This window comes from Sphaerochaeta sp., assembly GCA_022482495.1.
Lineage (GTDB): Bacteria > Spirochaetota > Spirochaetia > Sphaerochaetales > Sphaerochaetaceae > RUG023.
In genome coordinates this window covers 108,599-130,683 of sequence record JAKVPA010000006.1, presented here as the reverse complement: position 1 = coordinate 130,683, position 22,085 = coordinate 108,599, and the positions used below count along the sequence as shown (strand labels likewise).

The window sequence follows — 22,085 nt, the reverse complement described above, 5'->3', positions numbered from 1 at the left end:
CGGTTTCTTCTCCTACCCTTTGTAATGCTCGGCGATTTCATCGTCGGTCAACCGTTGCAGTTCCTCACTGGGCAGCTTGGAAAGCGCTTCCCAGCCAAGATCCAGCGTCTGTTCGATGCTACGATCCTCGTCGAACGCCTGGTTGACGAACTTCTTCTCGAAGAATTCTCCGAACTCCAGATACTGATGATCCAGCGGCGTCAGCTCTTCCTCACCGATGACGCTAGCCAGGTTCTGCACATCCTTCACATGGCTGTAGGACGCGAAGAGCTGGTTGGACAGGTGCGGATGATCCGCACGGGTCATTCCTTCTCCAATACCATCCTTCATCAGACGGGACAGACTGGGCAGCACGTTGATCGGCGGATAGATGCCACGGGCCTGCATGCCACGGTCAAATACGATCTGTCCCTCCGTGATGTACCCGGTAAGGTCAGGAACCGGGTGGCTGATGTCATCGTTCGGCATGGACAGGATCGGCAACTGGGTGATGGATCCACTCTTGCCGACAATCTTGCCGGAACGCTCGTAGATTTCGGAAAGGTTGGAGTACAAGTATCCCGGATACCCTTTCCGTGACGGAATCTCACCACGCATCGTGGAAATCTCCCGAAGCGACTCACAGTAGTTGGTCATATCCGTCATGATGACCAGTACCTGCTTGCCAAGGTCAAAGGCAAGGTACTCGGCCAACGTCAACGCTGTCTTCGGCGTAATGGTTCGCTCGATGGACGGGTCATCGGCCAGCGAGAGGAACAACGCGACATTGTCCAATACGCCGGTTGATTCGAAACTGTCGATGAAGAAGCGGGCGACGTCGTACTTGACACCCATTGCCGCAAAGACGATGCAGAAGTCATGGGCGTTGCCCCTTACTTTCGCCTGTCGGGCGATCTGGGCGGCCAGCTGGTTGTGGTCAAGTCCGTTGCCGGAAAAGATCGGAAGCTTCTGGCCCTGGATCAACGTCGTCATGCCATCAATGACGGAAATACCCGTCTGGATGAAATCCCTCGGATACTCACGCGCCGTTGGATTGATCGGTTCTCCATTGACATCCCGCTCATCCGCCGCGTGGGGGATGGCGGCGCCATCACGGCTCTTTCCCAGTCCGTTCATGACGCGTCCCAGCATCTGGTCAGAGACCCCGATGGTAAGGGGTTCTCCCATGAACCGCATGCCGGTGTCCGGCAGATCAAGACCATCCGTCCCTTCGAACACCTGGACGACCACCACGTCATCGCTGGTGTCAAGCACCTGGCCGGCGCGGCGTTTTCCGTCCTTGCTGGTCACCTCGACCAGCTCCCCATACCCGACGGGATGGGTGTTCCGCATGTATACCAGCGGTCCGTCGATACGGCTCGCCCCCCGGTATTCACGACCGGAAAGGAGTTTCCGGTCCGCCTGGGCGAGCAAGGTATCACGCTTTGTCATCATACACACCTCCCAACTGCTCGATGAAGCGGTCGAGCTTCAACTGCAGCCGATCGATCTCTCCTGCATCATCGTTGGAGATGGACAGGCGCATCTTGGCCATGTCCTGTACCACGGAGAGCCTGCGGAGTTTGACCATCGGTACGCCTTTGGCGATCGCTTCGCTGCCCTTGTGGTAATACTCAAGGATGATGGAGAGCATCTTCATCTGTTTCTCAATGGTGCAGTACCGATCGATCTGGTCGAACGCGTTCTGCTGGAGGAACGCCGTCTTGAACAGGGAGCACACTTCCAGAATGAAGTTCTGACTGTCAGGCAACGCATCCGGTCCTACCAGTTTGACGATCTGTTGCAAACGGACTTCCCGTTGCAGGAGATCCATGATTTCCTGACGGTTCTTCGACCACAGACCATCCGAATGGGCATTCCACCAATCCTTTACATCGGGGAGATACTCGCTGTAACTGTCCAGCCAGCTGATGGCCGGATAGTGCCGCGCCGCCGCCAAGGAACGATCCAAGCCCCAGAAACAACGGACAAACCGCTTGGTATGCTGGGTGACCGGTTCGGAGAAGTCGCCTCCCGGAGGGGAAACGGCTCCAATGATGGAGACGGAACCTTCCTGGCCGCAAAGTGTCTTCATGTATCCTGCACGTTCGTAGAACTGGGCGATACGGGTAGGCAGATAGGCGGGGAATCCTTCCTCCGCCGGCATCTCTTCCATACGTCCGGAAAGCTCACGAAGCGCCTCAGCCCAACGGCTGGTGGAGTCTGCCATGATGGCCACCTGGTAGCCCATGTCACGGTAATACTCCGCCATGGTGACGCCGGTATAAATGGACGCCTCACGGGCGGATACCGGCATGTTGGAGGTATTGGCGATCAAAATGGTACGCTCCATCAAGGAACGACCGGTACGGGGATCGACCAACTGGGGGAATTCCCTTAGAACATCGGTCATCTCGTTGCCACGTTCTCCGCAGCCAACATAGACGATGATGTCGGCGTCGCACCACTGTGCGATGGAATGCTGGGTCATCGTCTTTCCCGTACCGAATCCACCGGGGATGGCGACCGTGCCACCCTTGGCCAGCGGGAACAACGTGTCAATGACACGAAGCCCGGTGATCAACGGGCGCTTCAACGGAAGCCGCTCGGAAACAGGACGCGGGATACGAATCGGCCACTTCTGGCTCATCGTGATGGTGGTTTCCATCCCACCGGTCAGCGCCAACACGCAGACCGGTTCGTCCACCGTGTAATCCCCTTCATCGGCGATCTTCACCACGGTGCCTTCCGCCGTCTCGGGAGGGACCATGATCTTGTGGTTGACACGCTCGGTTTCCTGAACGGAACCGACCACCATGCCACCCTTGAGTGCATCCCCCATCTTCACCGACGGCACGAAATGCCATTTCTTCTCATGATTGATGGCAGGGAACGTCATGCCCTTGCCGATGAACGCGCCGCTGGCTTCCATCAGGCGTTCCAGCGGACGCTGGATTCCGTCATAAATGGTGCCGATCAAGCCGGGGCCGAGCTCCGCCGAAAGGCTGGCGCCGCTTCCGTAGACGTTGTCTCCCGGACAAATTCCGGTAGCGTCCTCGTACACCTGCACCGTCGCCATATCATCGTACAGCTTGACGACCTCTCCGACCAATTGTTGTTCGCCAATACGGACCATCTCCATCATCTGCGCGTCGGTTACATCCTTCAGCGTGATGACAGGGCCGTTGACCCGCTTGACCTTACCTACTATTCTGCCTTCCATGTATGTTCCTGCACCAATGTCCTGATGTCCCTGTCGAATCTGCGGAGCCGGATATCGACCTGATTATTATACGAAACCTTGTCATCCATGCTGGAAAGCACCACACCGATCCCACGGATCGGCCGGCTGTCCAACACAAGATGCACGTCGGAACCAGTGAACTGCTTCACCAGCGCCATCGCCTGGTCCAGCAACTTCTGGTCAACGGGGCAAAGCGGACTGAAGGCGACTTTCGCCTCCTTCAGGTCAAGGCCGACGGCGGCTTCAGCGATCCACTGGGCAAGGTATGGTTTGAACGCCTCGCTCCGGGCGAAGTCTGAGAATTTTTTCTCGACCCGCTCCATGACCACCTGATAGTTGTCGTCGATCCGTTTCAGCGCGCTGCGCCGCTTCGCCGATGCCATGTTGGCTTCCAGACGAAGTTGCACCTGTTTCAGCTTCAACGCAGCCTGGGCATCCTCATCAGCGAGCATCTGCTCCTGCTTCTTCTCAGCTTCTGCCTGGATGTCCGCGATCTGCTTGGCCGTTTGGCTGCGGATCGCATCCGCTTTCTTCTGCGCCTCTTGCACAATGCCATCAAGGAGCAGATTATCAGCTTTTTCCATGACCACCCTTCCTACAGCGAAACGCCGATCGCTTGGTTGACCAGTGCTCGCAAATCCCGTTGTTTTCCATCACCTCTGGCGGCGGGTATCTCCACCACGAGCGGAAATGACTCAGCGAACAGATACCGATCCACGGTGGACCTGATCATATCGGCCACGTCCTCCGTGATGATGATGATCCCATTCTCCTTGTCCGCCAAAGCTTTGGACCAGGCCGCTTTGGCTTCGTCAGGATTGGTTGCCTGCATGCCGAACACCCCTACCAGGGAGAAGCCCAGCACGGTATCCTGGTCGCCGATGACGAAATACTGCATCGATCAGATCTTGGCAAGAATCATCAACGCGGTGATGAATCCGAATACGACAAGACCTTCGGCAAGGGCGATGAAGATCAACGCCTGGCTGGCGATCTCGGGTCGCTCGCTGATGGCACCCATGGCGGCGGAACCGACTTTTCCGATTGCCATACCGGCGGCGAGCGCTCCGATGCTGAACGCGATGGCGGCGGCGAAGCACACGAACGCCAAGTTATAGGTCCCGGCAGTCTGCGTCCCTTCGGCGAACAACGCGCTCGAGACCAGCAGCATCAAGACGGAAGCTCCCGTCATTTTCCTGATTTTGTTTCTCAACGCACAATTGGTCATTTCGACCCTCCTGTAAAAAATAGCACTCTTATTTCCCACCGAAAGAGCCGTACAGACCAACCGGTTCGTACGCAATCCCTTTGCCGGTGAAATAACGACTGAAGAATTCGTAGTAGTTGAGCCTGAGCGACTGAATACCAGCGCTCAACCCTTCCAATACGATAACCAGCAGGTTCCCCAACACATAAATCACCAGTCCGCCTACACCGCCAACCATTTCGGAAAGCTGGCGGAAGCTGATCATCAGGCAGACATGCGCGATGCCGAGGCCGGCCACACGCATGAAGGACAACGTATTGGACATGTACCCGCAGAAAATTTCAAGCACGTCGACCAGCCACGCCATGACCGAATCCAGCACGACCTGGCCTCCACCCTTCTTCGCGCCGCCTTCCTTGACGGAAAGGGCGTATTCCAGGAAACCGCGCACCAGAATCAGAATCAGACAAGTGGTGATCACCGGGCTGGCCCACGGCGCGTTGGGGAAACTCTTGTAGCCGTTTCCGGCAAACCCGTACGCCAGGTACAGGCCGGTGCCGAACAGCACCCCACCAACCACTCCGTTCTTGTCCAGGAACAACGTCAGCCACGCTTTCTTTCGCGCCAGGTTTGTCCAGTTGATGAACAGTCCGGTATAGATGACGGCGATACCAAACTTGATGGTCATGCCCAAAATACCGTACACATCCTTGATGGACGATCCCGTCGGGTCTCCATTGACCGCCGCATCATAGTTGAACCACAACGCCGGAAGCCAGGTAAATCCAAAGTAAGAACCGAACAGCGCGCCACCAATGATGGACGCCCCACCCAGATACACCAGAAGCTGGGAGATGTTCCTGCTGATCATCCCGTCTTTCTTCATCGGGTTCTTTTTGTAGGAAAGCATCATCAACAGACCGAACACCAAAAGGACGAATCCCTGGCCGACATCGGCGAACATCAAGGCGAACATGGCCAGGTATGCGACCATGACGAACGGCGTCGGGTTCACCGAACCGTACTCCGGCGTCCCGTAATTGCTGACCATCTTGGCGAACGGCATCATCGCCTTGGGAGAAGAGACGGCAACCGGCACTTCGTTGCGCGGCATGGCGTCTGCTTTGGTCCATTCGATGACACACTGGCCGTCACTGGAGGAGTAGATCGCCTTGGAGACTTCCTCGCTCTTGTCGGCGGGCACCCATCCGGAGAACAGCGTCGTGTTCCGGGTATAGGAGAAATACGAGCGGATCTGGTCGCACAGTTCGTTCAACCGAAGGTTGCACCACGCTTTGTCCAGATCAGCCTGCTTGTCCTTGATGATGGCGTTCACCTGCGTCTCAATCCCCTTGCGGGCTTTGTCCGCCTCTTCCATCTTCCGGTCAATCTCCGAGCTGATGTCCACCAAGGCGGTTTTCTGCAGTTCAGGATTACTCGTCTCCGTCCAACCGAATTTGTCCAACAGTGGCGTCACCTGCGCTGAATCACGGCGCATCGTCAACGAAATCCAGTTTTCCGTGCTTTCTTTGGATTGGGCGATCACTGCGCCAAATGAGGAAAGCTTTGAGGAAAGATCCGGCATCGTCCCATGGGTGGGACGCCCGACACGAAGGTCAAGGTAAATGTACTTCTGTTCCTGGATGTACCGTTTCATCTCGCCCAGCCCCAACAGGGTCTGGTTGGCATGCCGTTGTTCATCCTTCAAGGTGGACAACTGTTTGGTGATGTCATCCAGCAACTCGCGATATCCGTCAAGATCCGGTTTTTCCACGTCCTTGACATGGAGCGATTCATTGGAAGGCAGTCCCAATTGTCCTTGGCGAAGCATCGCTTCGATCCGATGGCGCATATCCTCCAGCGCCGTCCGGTTCACCGAAGCCGGCCTGGTGCTGAGTTTCTCCATCTGCTTGGGATCAAGCTTGTCGATGTGGACAAAGTCCATCACCCCCTCTTCCAACAATGCCTTTACCACGGCGTCGCTCTTCTGTTCCAGAACAACGGCGGTGAGCAGTTTCATAGGCCTGGTGAATAGATTCATCCTACCTCCCCCCTGATTTGCTGGTCTGTATACCCGTAATATTTTCCATTGAGGATCGCCCTGATCAGCGAATCAACGCTGCGGTACAGGAAAAAGTACGACAACGCGATCCCAATGGAGAATGGATCCTGCGAAAGAATGCGGTGATAGGCATCTCCGCGTTCCGTCTGCAGATACTGCTCAAGACGCAACGTCTCCTGCGCCATGAGCTGCTCGGAATGCTCTCCATCCTTGTTTTTCCCGATAATATCCTGAATTTCCGGCACCAGATTGGGATAGAACCGCTTGACGATGGGCATCGGGTCCCTGTTGTCCTTCGGGGCAGCCAGGTACGCAGCCACTTCCTTGCTCCCATACAGGCTTCCCCAGGGGAACAGCGTGGAGGCCAAACGATCCTTCTCCAACTCGTGATACCATCCGAACCGAATCAAATTGAGCAGGTTCTTCAAATCAAAATCCGCGTAGAAAATCTTCCGGGCCACTTCCTGGTCAGACGCGGAAAGCAGTTTGACGCTTTCCATCAGATCGGCATACCAATCCTTGTCGATGGCCGTCTCCAGATCGAACAATCCGTTCTTCTGGATCATTTCCTGGGTGAAGGTGGAGAGCACCTTTTCATACGGAGTACCCTTGACCCCCTCCACCACGCCTTTCCAGTCAGTGGCGTTGACGATACCCGCCCAGTTGATATCATTGACGATTTGGTTCCGATACAGATATTCACTGCGATAACGGATGGAGTGCATCCGCACCACCGAGCTGTACCAAAGCCGGATGGCATTCTTCAGGTTGTCTTCTTCGATTTTTCCTAGGAGTTCCTTGACAAACTTTGCCGGTTTGTCATCCAGATAGCGCTCCACTTCCTGGTAACTGGCGATCTCGCCCTCCAAGAGAACGAATTCCATCGCCTGCAAATCCCCGGTCTCATCATACGCCTTGGCGACCGCTGCATACCCGGTTTCCCGAAGCAACGCGACGGCATCCACCAACGAGGAAGCCTTCAACATGTCATCGGTAAGCCTGGACTGACGCATCAGACCAATTCTTGCCCTGAGTTTGGCATTGATGAACCCGTATCTCGATACAGCGTCCATCTACGCCTGTCCTCCAAACAAAGTCGTTTTGGAAACCATCATGACGATTTTATCCGCGATCTGGTCGATCGCCTCGGGAACCAACGTGCTGGAGACATCCAAGGAAGCCTGGTAGTTATCCAACTGGACGGCACTATCCGCCTCAGCCTGCTCCAGTTCCTTCTGGTGTTCCAATCGTCGCTTCGAGACAGCATCATGCACATCCTGGGCAGCTTTCGTCTGTGCCTCAAGCACCTTTGTCCGCCCTTCGTCCTGTGCCTCTTTGACGATTTGGCTGGCGCGGTCTTCCACGCTGAGGATTTCATCGATGATGTCACTACGCATGTCGTTTTACTTCCTTAACAAACACTTTCCATACTCTTGTTTTTACCCTAGTCTGTCAAGGACGCGTCTGAAAAACTGTTTTTGGTTACTCCATTACGGGGAACAGCATGGAGTACAGCTCTTCCTCCGTCTCCTGTTTTTCCACTTCCAAGGTGATGGTCTGATCATAATCCGGAAGGCCTTCGGCATCATACGGACCAGCATCGCTGATCGTCCGGTATTCGATGGCACGAAGCTTCTTGTCAGACATTTCCGGAATGGTGAACCGGACGGCATACCAGGTGCTGTCGTTGACCTGCAGATCAAAGCTGTACTCACCGGAAGGCATCGAGTTGATGACGAACCGGCCTTCCTGATCGGTGAACAGGTAGAAGTCATTGTCGATCTCCAGGACGTCTTCCCCATTCTCTCCTTTGGTCACCCGATAGATCGGGGAGGAATACTGGTCGTACACCGTGCCATCGGCATGGGTGATCACCCCGGTTACGGTAAAGGTTGGAGGAAGATCAATCCGGGCGACATACGCCTGTCTGCCGCTGGGGGTAAACTGGTACATGAACGAGGTGCTGGTGGAATACGCATCCGAACCGCCACTGTAGACGACTACGTTGTTTTCCTGATACGGAGTGATGTTGGTGAACAGCCCGGCTCCCAGATAGGAAGGCACCACCTGCGGCGAGTTGTCCATGCTCCGAGCTACGGAAATCTGACTGTGCCGCAACTCCCCTACCGGCTTGATCAACAGGAAATTGTTTGAAACGGAACGCGCCATGCCGAACACCCCGTCGGCGAACGCGATGGCGGTGGACAACGTGGCGCTTGTCGTCAATGTCTGGTACGAACTGGACGCCTGCTGGCGGAACGTCAAGGAGGAGAACTTGCCTGTATGGGACCACACGCCGTACAAGGAATGGTTCAGCGGTTTGTCCAGCCGGAATCCAGACATGGAAAGGGAAATGCTGTCCGTATCCGTAGGACGATACGAGAGCCCCACCGAAGTAAGCGTTTCACTGTTTGTCGTATACGTCGTGGAAGCGGAAGAACTCACTTTGGACGAGAAGGAATACCCGCCGCTGATCGTCGCCGTCACTTCAGGGTTCCATGGCTGGTCGCTGTCCGACGCGCTGACCGTCAGCGCCGCGGAGATGGCAAGCCCCTTGAACAGGCGGAATCCGGTGGTTCCGCTGATACTCCAGGTGGGATACGCGTTTCCGTTGATGTACGTGGTTGTTCCACTGAGGGAATACCGGAGTTTGGTCAGCAATCCGGTGCCGGAATAGGAGAACGAACCCGTCAGCGTGAGCGGAATGTCCGAGGAAGAGAAGGAACTGCTTGCCGTCGCGGGAGACACGAGCCCCATGCTGAGGGACAAGGACCCCAAGTTTTTCATCACCGTATCGTTGAACCGCTCCGTTATCGTCCCGTTGAATAACGGCACGTCATACGCCTCGCTGAAACGGGTCGTCCCCTGGAACTGGGTGGTCCCGATCATCGTCGCCCACACTCCGTTGAACGTACCGCTGAAAACCCCCTGGCGTGGCGGACAGGTCAAGGGAAAGTGAGAAGGTATCCGTCAGACCGATGGATTGCCAGTACCGCGTGGTAAAATACTGAGGATAATAGCTGAGATAGGTGTCCTTCAACGGATTCTTGAAATGGAAGGCGCTTCCCGTATACGTGGTGCTGTTGCCCCGTGGAATGCTGGCTCCATACCCGTATACCGTATCCCCCCGCCCCAACAGGCGGGAATCATAGCTGGTGTCCACATAATAGGTGGAAATGTCATCCGGCCGGGATTCCGGGATGATGTCGATGCGGATCTTGTTCGCCCCCTGGGTGAAGACGAAGTCCTTCAGGCGGTAGGTGCCGGCAGTAAGCCGCCGTTGGAACACTACGTTGGATTCCTCCTCGCCGTTCATGTAGATCTTCACGGTGGAGGGCTCGATCACCTCAATGGAGTACTGGAACTGGTTGCGGAGCGCCGAACCGCTGCCATAGCTGTAGCTCTTTTCCACGGTGAATCCCATGTTGGCGTCAATGCTCATTTCGCTGGTGGTGCGGGCGCTGAGGTTGGTTCCCACCGAACCGATGGTAAGCCGTTGGCTGGACTCGGGGAAATCGTGGAACGCCGTCCATGTACCCAGAGAGAAATACGGACTTGTCGAGAACAAGCTGGTGGAGAAGTTGACGCCCCATCCGAGGAATCCCAACGCGTTGTTGATGTACAGTGTTCCCGTCTGGCTGGTCAGCGCGCTGAAATCCGACGGGTAAGTCAATGCGCCATACAGGCTCATCGAAGCGACCCAAGAGAATTTCGCAGGATCCAGCACCGTCGCCCCGCTCATCGTATACCGGTCACGTCGTGAGGAACTTCCCGAAGCGACGGACAGGATACGGACTGTCATGTCGTTGTAATCCACCGTCATGTGGAGGGCAAACGCCGCACTATCGAACGTGGTGGGCATTCCACGGGCCTGCAGATCCTCCAAGGAGAGATACTGGGGATTCCCGGCGAACAGTCGTTCATTCGCTTCCGTTTTCAACGTTGAACTCAGGTAGGAAGACAAATCGGTGGCGTTGAGCAGTTTCTCAGGATTGGCGAATTTCGTCTCGATGTCACCGACATATTCGTCATTGATATACAGGGAGAGATAGTACAGGCCATCCTCGTACGTCACCGCGTCTTCACCGGAAACAAAGAAATCGGCAAAGGGATCTTCTTCCTCACTCTCCGTTTCCGTCGCCTGGGGAGCGTAGAACAGGTCATAATCCTCCTGCGTCATGACGGTCGGCGTGAACAGTGTCGGAGGATCGGGAATCATCTTTTTGATGGTGACGCTTGGTGTCTTGGGAGGTTGCGGCACAAGGGTTGGTTCTACCTCCGGCTGGGAGGGAGGTTCCGGCCCGGTCACCTGGGGGGCCGGTTGTTCCGGTTGGGGAGCGACTGGTACGTTGGGAGTAGATGGTTCTGGCTGGGATACGACAGGTTGGGCGGGCTCAACCGGTAGCGGCGATGATTCCGGCACCGGAGTTTCCACAACAATATCAGCCGGCTGAGAGGTTTGACGTTCAGCTGGCTGGATTGTTTGTTGTTCCTCTTGTTGCAGGGGTTGATGGAAACAGGTGCGAAAGAACACCGAGAGAGAAAAAACCAAAAGGATGATCAATACATCAGTCGCAATCCCCTGTCGATATCCTCTATGGCTCATTCGCGTCCAACGTTATCTGGAATACTTGATGGTCGCTTTATACGAAACGCCGTCGGCCTGCGACAATCCTTCGGGCATTGGAATCTGGACGGTCACATTCTTTTTGGCAAGAATGTTCAGTCCAAGCAGGCTACCCAGCTGTTCCTTGGTGTCCAGATCCACACTGTTCCCCTTGCTGTCCGTCACCGTAAGGATGGCGTTGAGCAACAGCTGATGGACCGTACCTTCATTGGACGCGGTGACGGCCAGATTTGTCGCACCATCCGCACCGGTTGCTTTTTGAACGTTGGTGATGGAAACTTTCTCAATCGTCTTGGCAGGAGCGACATACGCGCTGGTGACATAGTTGTACAGGAAGTTGAACATCCCCTTGTCCGTACTCTGCTTGCCTTTGTTGTAGGATATCTGCTCAGACTTGATACGGAAACTCAGCTCATTGGTCACCGTCCGCGGACCACGATACTGCACCCGGATGATCTGGCTGGACTGTGCTTTGACGATTACCTTGGAAGGCTGGATGGAAAAATAATTGGTTGCCGGACGATTGATCTCTTCCCCATTCTCATTTTGGTCCCTGATCAACGCGGTGATGGTGATGGCGATGGAATCATCACTGTCATTGGTGATGGTATAGGTCTTTGTACTCTCGACCCCCGTCGGCGCAAAACTTTGTTCGAGCGGAGAGAACTGATACGCCGAAACGGCGACCAAAGCGCAGACCATGAGCACGAACAGAAGCGTAACGCGACGGGCATCTCTCGATATCATTCCCATTATGCACCCCTCAGATTTACCTGTTGTGTCATAATGTATTCTATAATTGCGAAATCTGCAAGAACCCCCTTTGACATTTCATCTGCACTTATGGTAAGGTTGCTACTTGCATGACGGGCTGTAGCGCAGGGGTTTAGCGTACAAGTCTGGGGGACTTGGGGTCGGCGGTTCAAATCCGCCCAGCCCGATTTTCATAGCCGCTTTTCGGATTCCGGAAAGCGGCTTTTTGTATTCCGATACACAAAGAACATCTCTCTTTGTTCGTTTATTTCTGCACAAGACAACAACCAAAACGGTATCGTGCATACGAAAAACGGCATGCAGGTATCCCCACATGCCGTTGTGCCGAAGCGTCTGGAACGTTACGCGTTCTTGGCCAACGCCTCTTTCTCCTTGGCGCGCTTGCCCGCCGCGCTGTTGTCCCAGATCTCCTGGGAAACCGGCGCCCAATTGGTTGCCGCGGGAACGCACTTCTTGCACAGATCGGTGACGTCCTCGGGGTGCTCCAAATCGGTGGACTTCGCCCCACTTGCGTGGACCATGTCGTTCAATCTGCCCGGATTGTCCAGAAGCGGACACGGCCGGAGCATGTTCTTGTTGAACGGCTGGTTCTTGTGGTACTGCATGAACAGCGGGTTCTTGTACGCCTGCAGCAGCGTCGTGTCGTGGATGTTGCTGTCGCTGTAATGGATGAACGCGCATGGCTCGATGTCGCCGTTTGCGTTGATGTGCAGGTAGCAACGGCCACCGGCGATGCATCCGTTGACAAACTCACCGTCATTCCAGAAATCCATGGTGAAGATCGGCTTGTTCTTGCGGTACGCGCGAATCTTGTCATACATGTACTTGCGCTGCTCGGCAGTGACCATCAGTTCCGGTACGGCATCCTTGCCTACCGGCATGTAGGTGAAGAACCAGGCGAACTTGGCGCCCATGTTGATCATCGAATCGATGTACGCCTCACTGCCGATCACATCATAGTTCTTGCTGGTGTAGCAGCAGGAAATACCGAACGGAAGCCGTTTGGCCTTGAGGATGTTCATCGCCTTGATGACCTTCTGGTAGGTACCCTTGCCACGGCGGAAGTCCGTCGCGTCCTCGAACCCCTCAATGGAGATGGCAGGAACGAAGTTCTTCACCCGGAGCATGTCATCGGCGAACTGTTCGTCGATCAACGTACCGTTGGTGAAGGAAAGGAACTCGCAGTCAGGATGTGCTTCGCACAGCTTGATGATGTCCGCCTTGCGCACCAGCGGCTCTCCGCCACTGTAGATGTACATGTATGTCCCAAGCGCCCGCCCCTGGTTGATAATGGAATCCAGCGTGGCGTAATCCATGTTGAGCTTGTTGCCATAATCAGCCGCCCAGCATCCGATGCAGTGCAGGTTGCATGCCGAGGTCGGGTCCATCAAAATGGCCCACGGCAGGTTGATGTCATGTTCCTTGGCAAGATCCTTCTGGTTGGCACGACCGATGATGACGGAGTTGATGAAGAAGTTGTTGAACATCACCTTCCGCACTTCGGGGTCAATATCCTTCCACAGACTGATGATGTACTTGTACCAGTTGCTGTCAGGGTTGTTGATGATGGAGCGGACAAAGTCCCGCTGCTTCTTGTACGCGCCCTTCGTGTCGATCTTGTCCACCCAAGCCATCAACTTGGGAAGATTCTTCTCCGGATCATCGCCGATGTAGTTCATGCCGACCTGGGCGACTGCAGCGGTGATCGAGTTTTTCAGCTTTCCCATATACCTACCTCTTCTCGTTCGGATAACGATTGTTATTGTAGATATATACCTTGACAAAAAAAAGAAAAATGGTCAGTTTTACCCAAGTGTCCCAAAAACGGTCATTACGTTCAAACTTGGTCAGGCAAAAACATGCTAATCATTTTGGCACAGAGTGATATGCTGACTTTTGTCAGTTCATCAAGGAACTTTTCTGGAGAGGAAGGATTGGGTCGTGCGATCCACCTCCGCACGGCGGAAAGACAGAAATCCCCGATCAAATCAGACAATTCGGACAAGTCCAGACCATCATCTTCCGAGATGCTCAGCGTTTTTTCCACCAGAGGTTCGATCTGACGGCAGAAATAATCATGGAACGAATGGGGGCCGGACACCTGCAGCGCATTGAGATAGAACGTCCGGTCGTCATAAATGGACTGGCAGATCATCAGGGAAAGCTCCCCCGACCGTTTGGTCTTGATCTCGCTTTGGATCTTCCGGTTGATCTCCATCTCGTAGATCCAGTTGACCAGCTCATACTTGTCCTGGAAATGGTAGTAAAAGCTTTTCCGGTTCAGACCGCACTTCTCACAGATCTCTCCGATGGAGACCTTGTCCAACGGTTTGGTTTTCATGCATTCCTTCAGTGCCTGGGCCAACGCCTTTTTGGTGATGATCGAATTGGACATATCAGAAGTATCCTTCCCCCTCACCGTTTTTGTCAAGGAACGAGGTCTGCTTGCCGGATGGAGAGCACGTCGCCGGAAAAATAGGCGCTCGCCACCAGGTAACTGCCTGGTTCAGGCGGCTCGACCTGCGTCCCGTCATACACCACATCGATGTGCCCCATTTCCGTCGCCACGGTGGAGACGAACAGGCTGGTCCCCTGAAACCCGTTGTCCCGTTTTTGCGTGGCCAGCACCGGCCCGCAGAACAGGTTGATCATCTCCTGTTTCTTCGACGCCTCCCGGACCTTCTTTGGGACGGATTCCTCCCGCGCCAGAAGATAATGATATGGAAGGATCTGCCGGTCCAACGGCCGGTTCTCCTCCGGAACCATCGCCTCGAACGCCTCCCGGCTGTCATACACATCCATGCCGGTGGGAAACGCGCACACCTGGATGTCCAGAATGGAATGATCATCAATCGGGGCCAGCAACGCCGAACGGACGATACCCATGACGAACGCGCAATGCTGGGAAGGGTCGGTCAGAAGCAGATCCATACCCAGGTACTCAGGTTTCCCCACGGTGACGACCGGCTGGGCCGTCCAGACGCAACGCCCCGCCATATGGGTGTCCAGTCCGTACACATCAACACCACCTTCCCGTTCAGAGACGCGAAACACCAGTTCCAGACCGCTGTCGAGAAGCCGGGTGTAATACACCTCGCCGTTCGCCGTGGCATTCCGCTTTCCCTGTTCCATCAACGCGAGCAACGTCGCCTCATCCAACGAATCACCATGCTTCAGAGTGGACAAACCGGTGTTGGTCAAAAAGAGCGCCATCGGGCACCTCCTCTGGCAAGTATACCATGAAGCACAGCTTGCACCAACCCAGGGAAAGGGCTACCATTTTGACCATGTACCCAGGTTATCTCTCCTTTCGGGAAGGCGTGAAGGACGGCTTCCCCATCTGCGTGGGGTACTTCCCCACGGCTATGGCATTCGGTTTGGTGTGCCGCAAAGACGGCCTCCGATTATGGGAAGCGGCGTTGTTTTCCCTGACCAATTTTGCAGGCAGCGGCCAGTTTCTGGCGGAAAGCCTGCTCGTCGGAGGCGCCATGCTGACGGAATTAGTCATCTCCGTGGCGCTGGTCAACCTCCGCTACCTGTTCATGGGCGCGGCGATCAAGGCGCGTCTTGAGGAAACGGGGAACCTCAGGAAGTTTTTCATCGCCTTTGGCACGACGGACGAGGTGTTTTCCGTCTCCACGATGAAGGAAAGTACGTTGAATGGACGCTACATGGCGGGATTGCAGATCATCAGTTACCTCGGCTGGTGCAGCGGGACGATCGTCGGATTCATCATCGGCTCGTTCCTTCCCGTCGCGTTGCAGCTCGCCGTCGGAGTGACGCTGTACGCCATGTTCAGCTCATTGCTCGCTGGAGCGTATCTTCGTGAAGGGGCATGGATGCTGTGCATCGCCGCCATTTCCGCCGTGATGAACAGCCTGCTGGTGGTACTGGCTGACATTGGGAAAGGATGGGCGTTCGTCATTTCCATGCTTACTGCGACGGGAATCGGGGCGCTTCGGCCTTCCCGCGTCCAGGAGGAGTCATGAGCCACGGAATCCCCATCGTTGTGTACATTCTTGCCTCTGCCTTGGCTACACTCATCGTCCGGCTCATCCCGTTCTTCGGGAAACGGCTTGGCGCCACCACGCCATTCCTTGACAGGTGCATGCACCTGCTGCCGGTGGCCGCCATCGGGGCTCTGGTGTTTCCCGGAGCCATCACCGATTTCCAAGCGCGTTGGTACGCCGGATTACTCGGAGTCCTTGCGGCATTCCTCGTGGGAATGAAGAAACTTCCGATGATCGCGTCCATCGCCATCTCGATCGTCGTCACGTATCTGGTGCTGGTGGCATGAGGTACTTTGACGCTCATCTCCATCTGGAGGCCGCCGTCAACGCCTGGGGCATTGTCTGCACCAGCAGGCGGGAGGAATGGACGAAGCTGTCCGCCATCACGGCTCCTTCCATCCCCTCGGTGGGGTTGCTTCCCGACGGAACGGATCAAGAGGACGCAATCGGAGAAATGGGGAGGATATTGAAGGACCATCCTTCCTGGCAGATCGGGGAAGTGGGACTGGACGCGCGGTTCCCCCACATGGAAACCCAGGTCGCCACGTTCCGTCAGATCCTCCAGATGGCAACCACCTTGCGTCGGTTGGTCAGCATCCATGCCGTACGAGCCGACGGGCTACTGCTTTCCCTGCTGGACGGTTCCGTTCCCTCCATCTGGCACGGATTCACCGGAAGCGTGGAGACGGCGCGATGTGCCGCCAAATGCCGCTGTGTGGTCAGTCTGGGGCCACGGACGGTACAAAGCAATCTTTGGAACCATTTGGAACAACTGGACGTTCCGTTCCTGTTGGAAACGGACAGCCAGGATGAGAAGGAAACGGAAACATTGGCAGCCATGTATCGCGCCTGCCAGGCACGGCTCGGGCTGACCGAAACGCAACTTGAGGAGAGAATCAATGCGGGACGAGCAATTTGTACGGACCATCCGTCTGATCGGACCTGAGGCGGTGGAAAAGCTGCACCACAAGAGCGTCACGTTCGTAGGGCTGGGCGCCGTAGGCGGATACGCGTTGGAAGGTTTGGTGCGACTGGGAATCGGAAGCGTGTGTTTGATCGACTTCGACAAGGTGGAGCCATCCAACCTGAACCGGCAACTTCTTGCCACCTGGCCGGATATGGGAAAAAACAAGGTTGAGATCGCCGCGGCCAGAGTGAAGGCCATCAACCCGGATTGTGTGGTTCAGGCGTTTCCGATGTACCTCACACCGGAAAACGCATCAGAAGTAGTTTCGCAGGCAGGGGATCTTCTGGTGGATGCCATCGATTCGGTGAAAAGCAAGTGCGCGCTTCTCGAAGCTGCCTATCTTGCCCAAAAGCCAGTGGTCAGTTCCATGGGAGCGGCGCTCCGGAGAAACCCCACGTTGGTCCGTACGGCCGATCTGATGGACACCACCGTCTGTCCGTTGGCACGGACGGTACGGCAGGAACTGCGCAAACGAGGCGTCGGCCGAGGCATCTCTGTCGTCTACAGTCCGGAACCGGTCTCCTTCACCTATCACCCGGAAGAAGGGAAAGTGCTGGGGTCCCTCCCCACCGTCACCGGCATCTTCGGCCTGAACCTGGCACATCTGGCGATGCTCCGGCTCCTCAGGGTGGAGAAACTGCCCGTTCAGACGAACTGAAACGGCACAAACGCCTCCGGGCGATGAAAGTCCGGTTGGTCCGTGTCGATCGGCGCGTAGGAAAGATAATGGGGCTTTTCCAATCCGTCTCCGCATTTGTAGAAGTTGCCAAAAAGGATTTTCCCCTTCAGGGATCCCCCCTCCTCAACCAAACCGAAACGTGACAGATCCAGCGTCACGGAAAGGTCCCACCGGCTCTGGGTGAGCGTGTTCTCCAGAATCCGTACCTGGAGAGGAACGGACGCAAGCCCCGCGTCCGGATAGGATTGCCTGCCTGAACGGCCGGTCCCCCGGGCCACATGGCAGAATCCCGCCGCACTGAACTCAAAATTGACATACTCAGCCTGGTCCGGCCGCTTGAGGAACACTTCCACGCAACTGTCCGTCCATACGGCATCGTTGTGGTGGGTGCACATTCTCCTCAGCTGGGGTTCCTTGACATGAAAAGAGACCAACAGATTCGTCCCTTGATACGACACATTCACCAATGTGGCCACGCCATCCGCTTCCACCCACTGGGGGTGCAACGCCAACCTCGTCGCGCCCTGGTTGGACGCGTCATGGATCAATACATTCATGCATTCAGTGTAGGAAACTCCGACCAAAAACGCAAGTTCAGAGGTAGATAGGGAAAACCCTACAGGAGGATTCCTATGCAACGAACCATTCACTCTGGCGTTCTGGCGCTGATCATGGCAACCATACTGCTTGGAGCGGGATGCAACCATGAGACAAGCGCCCCGGAGGAACGCACCGTCCAGGCCACCCTGGAAATCCAGTGCAGCCAGTTTTCCGAACAGGAGCGGAGCGTCAAACCCACCGACGCGGAACTGGAGATATCCAGCTACCATGTTACGGCCACAGGGCCGGCCGTCTCCACGGCGATCGACCTGACGGCGGAAACCAGTCCCATTACGTTGGGCAACATCGCCATCGGGACGTGGAGCATCACCGTCGAAGCGTTGAACCCGAACGGCAAGGTACTGGCAACCGGTTCCACAACCCAACGGTTCTCACCGGCGACCACTACGGCAACACTCTCTCTGGAAACCCTTCCCGGTGAAGGCGAAGTTTCCCTGCAGTTCAGCTGGCCGACCGACCAGGTCTCCACTGATGCCTATCTGTTGTTCACGCTGACCGACCAGAAGGGAAACGCGGTGGAAATCGACGCGGGAGAGATCACCAACAACGGGAATGGAACAGGCAAACTGGTCAAGACGCTTGCCGCCGGTTCCTACGTGTTCTCCACCCGATTGATCAGTGACACGGTCTCCGTCTCCGGCTCGACCATCGCCATCCGGGTGGTGGACGGAACGACTTCCAGCGGAACAATCGCGCTGGTCATCGGGGACATGAGCAATTCATTCTCCCTCTCGGTGACCAACAACACTTCGCTTCCCGTACAAGGGACGGTCACCTGCCAACCGACCACCCCCAAAGGGAACGAACCATTCACCCTGCAGTTCAGCCCGAGCAATCTGGCGAAGGCCGGCCTGACCACATCAGATCTGATCTACCAATGGTACTGCGAAGGAATCGCCATCTCGGGAGCCACCAGCTCCTCGTTGACGGTCAGCTCCCCCATCGCGGGAACGCATCGCTATGATCTGATCATCTCCGCGTCCAAGCTGGGATCGGTGGGGAGCGTCTCGACGTTGGTCTCCGTCCCGGTATCCGATACGGTCAACTGAAGCTTGCGACGAATGTATCCGGGAGTTTGGCGGGCCGGAGCGTCCGGTCATCCAGACAGGCCACCTTCACTTTGAGGGTGGCTTTTTTCTCTTCTCCGCTGAAAATCTCCTGCAGAAGGACAAACGAGAAGGCGCCCCACTCCACCGGCGAGCTTTCCACCCTTACCGGATCATCCAACTTCAGCGGACGGTGGTACTCGATGGTGATCGTCTTGACGACAAACAGCATGTGGTAGCGCTCCACCACCTGGGATGGACTCCCGAAGAGGGAACGCATCCATTCGGTACGGGCGTGTTCCGCCCAGTCCAGATACCGGGCGTGGTAGGCGATGCCTTCACAGTCCGTATCGGAATAATAGACTCTGCTTTCGTAGTGGAAACTCATACCTTCACCTCACATCCAGGAAACCGCAAGGTCGCCACATAATCGTCGTACGTCTCGGCGCGGCGGATCATCGTCACCGTCCCGTCCGGATGGAGAAGATATTCGGCATGACGCAGCTTTCCATTGTAATTGAACCCCATCGAATGTCCATGCGCGCCGGCGTCATGGATCACCAACACATCCCCTTCCGTGATGGCGGGAAGCGCCCGGTCGATGGCAAACTTGTCATTGTTCTCACAGAGGGAGCCGGTAACATCATACGTGTGGTCATGGGGCAGTTGTTCCTTCCCCACCACGCTGACGTGATGGTAGGCTCCATACATGCCCGGCCGCATCAGATCGGCCATCGTGGCGTCCACACCGACGAATTCCTTGTACTTGTGGGTGACGTGGCGGACTTTGGTGACCAGGTATCCGTACGGACCGGTGATGTACCGGCCACACTCAAACGCCATGGAAACCGGTCCCAGACCGGTTTTGACGATCATCTCATCGTACAACTGATGGATCTTTTGGCTCACATCCCGGATATCCATCCGCTGTTGTTCCGGCCGGTACGGGATGCCGATCCCGCCGCCCAGGTCGAGGAACGAGATGCGCACCCCGGTTTCGCGATAAATCTTTCCACAAAGGGAAAACAGCATCCGCGCCGTCTCCACGATGTACTGGCCGTCCAGCTCGTTGGACGCCACCATGGTGTGCAGGCCGAACCGTTTGACCCCTTTCTCCTTCATGATCCGGTAACAGTCACAGATCTGGTCACTCCGCACCCCATACTTTGCGTCCACCGGATTGCCGATGATGGCGTTCCCCGTCCGTTCCGGACCGGGGTTGTAGCGGAAGCAGATCGTCTGGGGAATCGTCCTCAGGCTGTCGATATGCGTGATGTCATCCAGGTTGATCACCGTGCCGAGGCGGTACGCTTCATCAAATTCCTCCACCGGGGTGTCGTTGCTGGTGAACATGATGCGTTCCCCACGGATGCCGCAGGCATCGGCAAGCAACAACTCAGGGAGTGAGGAACAATCCGCGCCAAAGCCCAACTCACTGAGCATCCGGATGATCACCGGATTGGGACACGCCTTGACGGCAAAGTAATCGGTGAATCCTGGCGCCCAGGAAAAAGCGGCCTTGAACGCCAACGCGTTCTCCCGGATGGCCGACTCATCGTACAGATAGAACGGCGTGGGCAATCGGGAGGCCAGCTCCTGCAGCCGCTCATCGGAAAGGGGAAGTGTTTTGTCGCTCATACGCTGAAATTCCTCCGGATGCTCTCCATCGCCGCCACCACATCCTCACGATGACCGTACGCGGAAACCCGCACATACCCTTCACCGGCAGGGCCGAAACCGGATCCCGGGGTAACCACCACATGGCAACGGTCAAGCAGCAGATCAAAGAACTGCCAGCTGGTCATGCCCTTCGGTGTTCGGGCCCAGATGTACGGGCTGTTGACACCACCATAACAGACCAGGCCGACGGATTCCAGTCCCTGACGGATGATCCTTGCGTTCTCCAGATAGTAGTCGACCAGTTGCATGCACTGTTTGTACCCTTCTCCGGAAAGGGAAGCTTCTCCACCGTATTGGGAGATGTTGCTGGCTCCATTGAAGAAGGTGCACTGCCTGCGGTTCCACAGACCGTTGAGCACTCCGGGACCGGCATCCTGACAGACCAGCTGTTTGGGAACCACCGTCCATCCCAGACGGACTCCGGTGAAACCGGCGAACTTGCTGAAACTGGAAATCTCAATGGCGCACCGCTGGGCCCCTTCCACCTGGTAGATGGAATGGGGGTACTGGTCATCGGTGATGTACGAACTGTAGGCGGCGTCGAAGATGATCACCGCATTCTCCCGGATGGCGTAGTCGACGAACGCCTTCAGTTGCGCTTTTGTCGCAACCGCGCCGGTGGGATTGTTCGGGCTGCACAGATAGATCAGATCGACATGCACCGATGGAGGATCGGGAATGAACCCGTTCTCCGCCACGCTGGGAAGATAGACGAACCCGTCATACCCTTCCTTTTCCTTGTTGTATGCGCCGGTACGGCCTCCCACGACATTGCTGTCCACATACACGGGATAGGCGGGATCCTGTACGGCGACGATGTTGTTCTGTCCGAACAGTTCCTGGATGTTCGCCGCATCGCTCTTCGCCCCGTCACTGATGAAGAACTCCATCGGATCCAGATCCACACCCCAATGGTCATGATAGAAACCACAGAGCGCTTTTCTCAGCGACGCGTCGCCCTGCTCGTCGCCGTATCCGGTGTACGTGGCGCGATCGGAGAGCAGGTCGATCTTATGCTTCATCGCCTGGCATACCGCCGGTGCGAGCGCCTCGGTGGTGTTGCCGATGCCCAACCTGAGCACCTTTGCGTCGGGATGCTTCTCCTGCCACGCTTTTGTCCGACGGGCGATCTCAGGAAACAGGTATCCGCTGGACAACGTGAGGAAATGGTTGTTGACGGTCGCCATCT

At 56.0% G+C, this 22,085-nt stretch carries 23 protein-coding genes and 1 tRNA gene; 6 read left to right on the top strand and 18 right to left on the bottom strand.

From position 1 onward, the window contains the following. Positions 1–12: 12 nt before the first annotated feature. From LKE28_08265 to LKE28_08215, 11 genes are all read right to left on the bottom strand, one after another. Positions 13–1,434: a V-type ATP synthase subunit B gene (locus LKE28_08265; GenBank protein ID MCH3908220.1), complete on the bottom strand. Its 1,422-nt coding sequence runs from the start codon at positions 1,432–1,434 to the stop codon at positions 13–15. Next, entirely contained in the window at positions 1,418–3,202 is a 1,785-nt protein-coding gene (locus LKE28_08260) for a V-type ATP synthase subunit A (GenBank protein ID MCH3908219.1), read from the bottom strand. The genes LKE28_08265 and LKE28_08260 overlap by 17 nt, the downstream gene beginning before the upstream one ends. After that, complete coding sequence (locus LKE28_08255; GenBank protein MCH3908218.1) at positions 3,187–3,807, bottom strand: V-type proton ATPase subunit E; 621 nt, start codon at positions 3,805–3,807, stop codon at positions 3,187–3,189. The genes LKE28_08260 and LKE28_08255 overlap by 16 nt, the downstream gene beginning before the upstream one ends. Positions 3,808–3,818: 11 nt before the next feature. Further along, a complete protein-coding gene (locus LKE28_08250; GenBank protein MCH3908217.1) occupies positions 3,819–4,121 on the bottom strand; it encodes a V-type ATP synthase subunit F in 303 nt (100 codons plus the stop codon). Positions 4,122–4,124: 3 nt separating this feature from the next. Then, complete coding sequence (locus LKE28_08245) at positions 4,125–4,451, bottom strand: ATP synthase subunit C (protein MCH3908216.1); 327 nt, start codon at positions 4,449–4,451, stop codon at positions 4,125–4,127. 28 nt (positions 4,452–4,479) lie between these two features. After that, positions 4,480–6,450 carry an ATPase gene (locus tag LKE28_08240; protein MCH3908215.1) on the bottom strand — a complete coding sequence of 657 codons (1,971 nt, stop codon included), beginning with the start codon at positions 6,448–6,450 and terminating at the stop codon, positions 4,480–4,482. A gap of 17 nt (positions 6,451–6,467) precedes the next feature. Next, positions 6,468–7,565, bottom strand: coding sequence for a V-type ATPase subunit (locus tag LKE28_08235; GenBank protein ID MCH3908214.1), 1,098 nt, complete (start codon positions 7,563–7,565; stop codon positions 6,468–6,470). Further along, positions 7,566–7,889, bottom strand: coding sequence for a hypothetical protein (locus tag LKE28_08230; protein ID MCH3908213.1), 324 nt, complete (start codon positions 7,887–7,889; stop codon positions 7,566–7,568). Positions 7,890–7,974: 85 nt separating this feature from the next. Beyond that, positions 7,975–9,381 (bottom strand): hypothetical protein, encoded by a 1,407-nt coding sequence (locus LKE28_08225; protein MCH3908212.1) that lies wholly within the window; start codon positions 9,379–9,381, stop codon positions 7,975–7,977. Then, positions 9,329–10,753: a hypothetical protein gene (locus LKE28_08220; protein ID MCH3908211.1), complete on the bottom strand. Its 1,425-nt coding sequence runs from the start codon at positions 10,751–10,753 to the stop codon at positions 9,329–9,331. Before LKE28_08220 ends, LKE28_08225 begins: the two co-directional genes overlap by 53 nt. A gap of 357 nt (positions 10,754–11,110) precedes the next feature. Beyond that, the gene (locus LKE28_08215; protein ID MCH3908210.1) at positions 11,111–11,872 is read right to left on the bottom strand and encodes a fimbria/pilus periplasmic chaperone; all 762 of its coding nucleotides are present in this window, start codon (positions 11,870–11,872) and stop codon (positions 11,111–11,113) included. Positions 11,873–11,986: 114 nt separating this feature from the next. Between LKE28_08215 and LKE28_08210 the strand changes: the two genes are divergently transcribed. Continuing rightward, positions 11,987–12,060: transfer RNA gene (locus tag LKE28_08210), tRNA-Pro, on the top strand. Between the two features lie 174 nt (positions 12,061–12,234). Here the strand turns inward: LKE28_08210 and LKE28_08205 are convergent. The 3 genes from LKE28_08205 to LKE28_08195 form a co-directional block, all read right to left on the bottom strand. After that, positions 12,235–13,620, bottom strand: a complete 1,386-nt coding sequence (locus LKE28_08205; GenBank protein ID MCH3908209.1) for a radical SAM protein — start codon at positions 13,618–13,620, stop codon at positions 12,235–12,237. Positions 13,621–13,730: 110 nt separating this feature from the next. Further along, a complete protein-coding gene (locus LKE28_08200) occupies positions 13,731–14,288 on the bottom strand; it encodes a TetR/AcrR family transcriptional regulator C-terminal domain-containing protein (protein MCH3908208.1) in 558 nt (185 codons plus the stop codon). Between the two features lie 32 nt (positions 14,289–14,320). Further along, complete coding sequence (locus LKE28_08195) at positions 14,321–15,106, bottom strand: hypothetical protein (protein ID MCH3908207.1); 786 nt, start codon at positions 15,104–15,106, stop codon at positions 14,321–14,323. A 74-nt stretch (positions 15,107–15,180) separates the two neighbouring features. On the opposite strand from LKE28_08195, the gene LKE28_08190 reads away from it, so the two are divergent. Genes LKE28_08190 through LKE28_08175 form a run of 4 tightly spaced genes read left to right on the top strand, consistent with a single transcriptional unit; the run spans position 15,181 to position 17,528 of the window. Continuing rightward, positions 15,181–15,882: an AzlC family ABC transporter permease gene (locus LKE28_08190; GenBank protein MCH3908206.1), complete on the top strand. Its 702-nt coding sequence runs from the start codon at positions 15,181–15,183 to the stop codon at positions 15,880–15,882. Beyond that, positions 15,879–16,190 (top strand): AzlD domain-containing protein, encoded by a 312-nt coding sequence (locus LKE28_08185; GenBank protein MCH3908205.1) that lies wholly within the window; start codon positions 15,879–15,881, stop codon positions 16,188–16,190. Before LKE28_08190 ends, LKE28_08185 begins: the two co-directional genes overlap by 4 nt. Then, a complete protein-coding gene (locus tag LKE28_08180; protein ID MCH3908204.1) occupies positions 16,187–16,849 on the top strand; it encodes a TatD family hydrolase in 663 nt (220 codons plus the stop codon). The genes LKE28_08185 and LKE28_08180 overlap by 4 nt, the downstream gene beginning before the upstream one ends. After that, positions 16,803–17,528: a tRNA threonylcarbamoyladenosine dehydratase gene (locus LKE28_08175; GenBank protein ID MCH3908203.1), complete on the top strand. Its 726-nt coding sequence runs from the start codon at positions 16,803–16,805 to the stop codon at positions 17,526–17,528. The genes LKE28_08180 and LKE28_08175 overlap by 47 nt, the downstream gene beginning before the upstream one ends. Here the strand turns inward: LKE28_08175 and LKE28_08170 are convergent. Beyond that, positions 17,516–18,106, bottom strand: coding sequence for a hypothetical protein (locus LKE28_08170; protein MCH3908202.1), 591 nt, complete (start codon positions 18,104–18,106; stop codon positions 17,516–17,518). The two genes, LKE28_08175 and LKE28_08170, sit on opposite strands and share 13 nt — an antisense overlap. A gap of 75 nt (positions 18,107–18,181) precedes the next feature. On the opposite strand from LKE28_08170, the gene LKE28_08165 reads away from it, so the two are divergent. Beyond that, the gene (locus LKE28_08165; protein ID MCH3908201.1) at positions 18,182–19,219 is read left to right on the top strand and encodes a hypothetical protein; all 1,038 of its coding nucleotides are present in this window, start codon (positions 18,182–18,184) and stop codon (positions 19,217–19,219) included. Here LKE28_08165 and LKE28_08160 read toward each other — a convergent pair. The 3 genes from LKE28_08160 to LKE28_08150 are packed head-to-tail and all read right to left on the bottom strand — an operon-like array spanning position 19,212 to position 22,083. Then, the gene (locus LKE28_08160; protein ID MCH3908200.1) at positions 19,212–19,604 is read right to left on the bottom strand and encodes a YbgC/FadM family acyl-CoA thioesterase; all 393 of its coding nucleotides are present in this window, start codon (positions 19,602–19,604) and stop codon (positions 19,212–19,214) included. The genes LKE28_08165 and LKE28_08160 overlap by 8 nt on opposite strands. Further along, positions 19,601–20,854: a diaminopimelate decarboxylase gene (gene lysA, locus LKE28_08155; protein ID MCH3908199.1), complete on the bottom strand. Its 1,254-nt coding sequence runs from the start codon at positions 20,852–20,854 to the stop codon at positions 19,601–19,603. Before lysA ends, LKE28_08160 begins: the two co-directional genes overlap by 4 nt. Further along, positions 20,851–22,083, bottom strand: coding sequence for an LL-diaminopimelate aminotransferase (locus LKE28_08150; GenBank protein MCH3908198.1), 1,233 nt, complete (start codon positions 22,081–22,083; stop codon positions 20,851–20,853). Before LKE28_08150 ends, lysA begins: the two co-directional genes overlap by 4 nt. Positions 22,084–22,085 lie beyond the last annotated feature (2 nt).

Bases quoted from the DNA above. Each gene is read 5' to 3' on its own strand.
- LKE28_08160 (MCH3908200.1), bottom strand. From the start codon at position 19,604: ATGAGTTTCCACTACGAAAGCAGAGTCTATTATTCCGATACGGACTGT.
- LKE28_08235 (MCH3908214.1), bottom strand. From the start codon at position 7,565: ATGGACGCTGTATCGAGATACGGGTTCATCAATGCCAAACTCAGGGCA.
- LKE28_08190 (MCH3908206.1), top strand. From the start codon at position 15,181: ATGTACCCAGGTTATCTCTCCTTTCGGGAAGGCGTGAAGGACGGCTTC.
- lysA (MCH3908199.1), bottom strand. From the start codon at position 20,854: ATGAGCGACAAAACACTTCCCCTTTCCGATGAGCGGCTGCAGGAGCTG.
- LKE28_08225 (MCH3908212.1), bottom strand. From the start codon at position 9,381: ATGATCGGGACCACCCAGTTCCAGGGGACGACCCGTTTCAGCGAGGCG.
- LKE28_08230 (MCH3908213.1), bottom strand. From the start codon at position 7,889: ATGCGTAGTGACATCATCGATGAAATCCTCAGCGTGGAAGACCGCGCC.
- LKE28_08255 (MCH3908218.1), bottom strand. From the start codon at position 3,807: ATGGAAAAAGCTGATAATCTGCTCCTTGATGGCATTGTGCAAGAGGCG.
- LKE28_08200 (MCH3908208.1), bottom strand. From the start codon at position 14,288: ATGTCCAATTCGATCATCACCAAAAAGGCGTTGGCCCAGGCACTGAAG.
- LKE28_08170 (MCH3908202.1), bottom strand. From the start codon at position 18,106: ATGAATGTATTGATCCATGACGCGTCCAACCAGGGCGCGACGAGGTTG.
- LKE28_08185 (MCH3908205.1), top strand. From the start codon at position 15,879: ATGAGCCACGGAATCCCCATCGTTGTGTACATTCTTGCCTCTGCCTTG.
- LKE28_08205 (MCH3908209.1), bottom strand. From the start codon at position 13,620: ATGGGAAAGCTGAAAAACTCGATCACCGCTGCAGTCGCCCAGGTCGGC.
- LKE28_08150 (MCH3908198.1), bottom strand. From the start codon at position 22,083: ATGGCGACCGTCAACAACCATTTCCTCACGTTGTCCAGCGGATACCTG.
- LKE28_08250 (MCH3908217.1), bottom strand. From the start codon at position 4,121: ATGCAGTATTTCGTCATCGGCGACCAGGATACCGTGCTGGGCTTCTCC.
- LKE28_08165 (MCH3908201.1), top strand. From the start codon at position 18,182: ATGCAACGAACCATTCACTCTGGCGTTCTGGCGCTGATCATGGCAACC.
- LKE28_08245 (MCH3908216.1), bottom strand. From the start codon at position 4,451: ATGACCAATTGTGCGTTGAGAAACAAAATCAGGAAAATGACGGGAGCT.
- LKE28_08195 (MCH3908207.1), bottom strand. From the start codon at position 15,106: ATGGCGCTCTTTTTGACCAACACCGGTTTGTCCACTCTGAAGCATGGT.
- LKE28_08175 (MCH3908203.1), top strand. From the start codon at position 16,803: ATGCGGGACGAGCAATTTGTACGGACCATCCGTCTGATCGGACCTGAG.
- LKE28_08265 (MCH3908220.1), bottom strand. From the start codon at position 1,434: ATGATGACAAAGCGTGATACCTTGCTCGCCCAGGCGGACCGGAAACTC.
- LKE28_08180 (MCH3908204.1), top strand. From the start codon at position 16,187: ATGAGGTACTTTGACGCTCATCTCCATCTGGAGGCCGCCGTCAACGCC.
- LKE28_08240 (MCH3908215.1), bottom strand. From the start codon at position 6,450: ATGAAACTGCTCACCGCCGTTGTTCTGGAACAGAAGAGCGACGCCGTG.
- LKE28_08260 (MCH3908219.1), bottom strand. From the start codon at position 3,202: ATGGAAGGCAGAATAGTAGGTAAGGTCAAGCGGGTCAACGGCCCTGTC.
- LKE28_08215 (MCH3908210.1), bottom strand. From the start codon at position 11,872: ATGGGAATGATATCGAGAGATGCCCGTCGCGTTACGCTTCTGTTCGTG.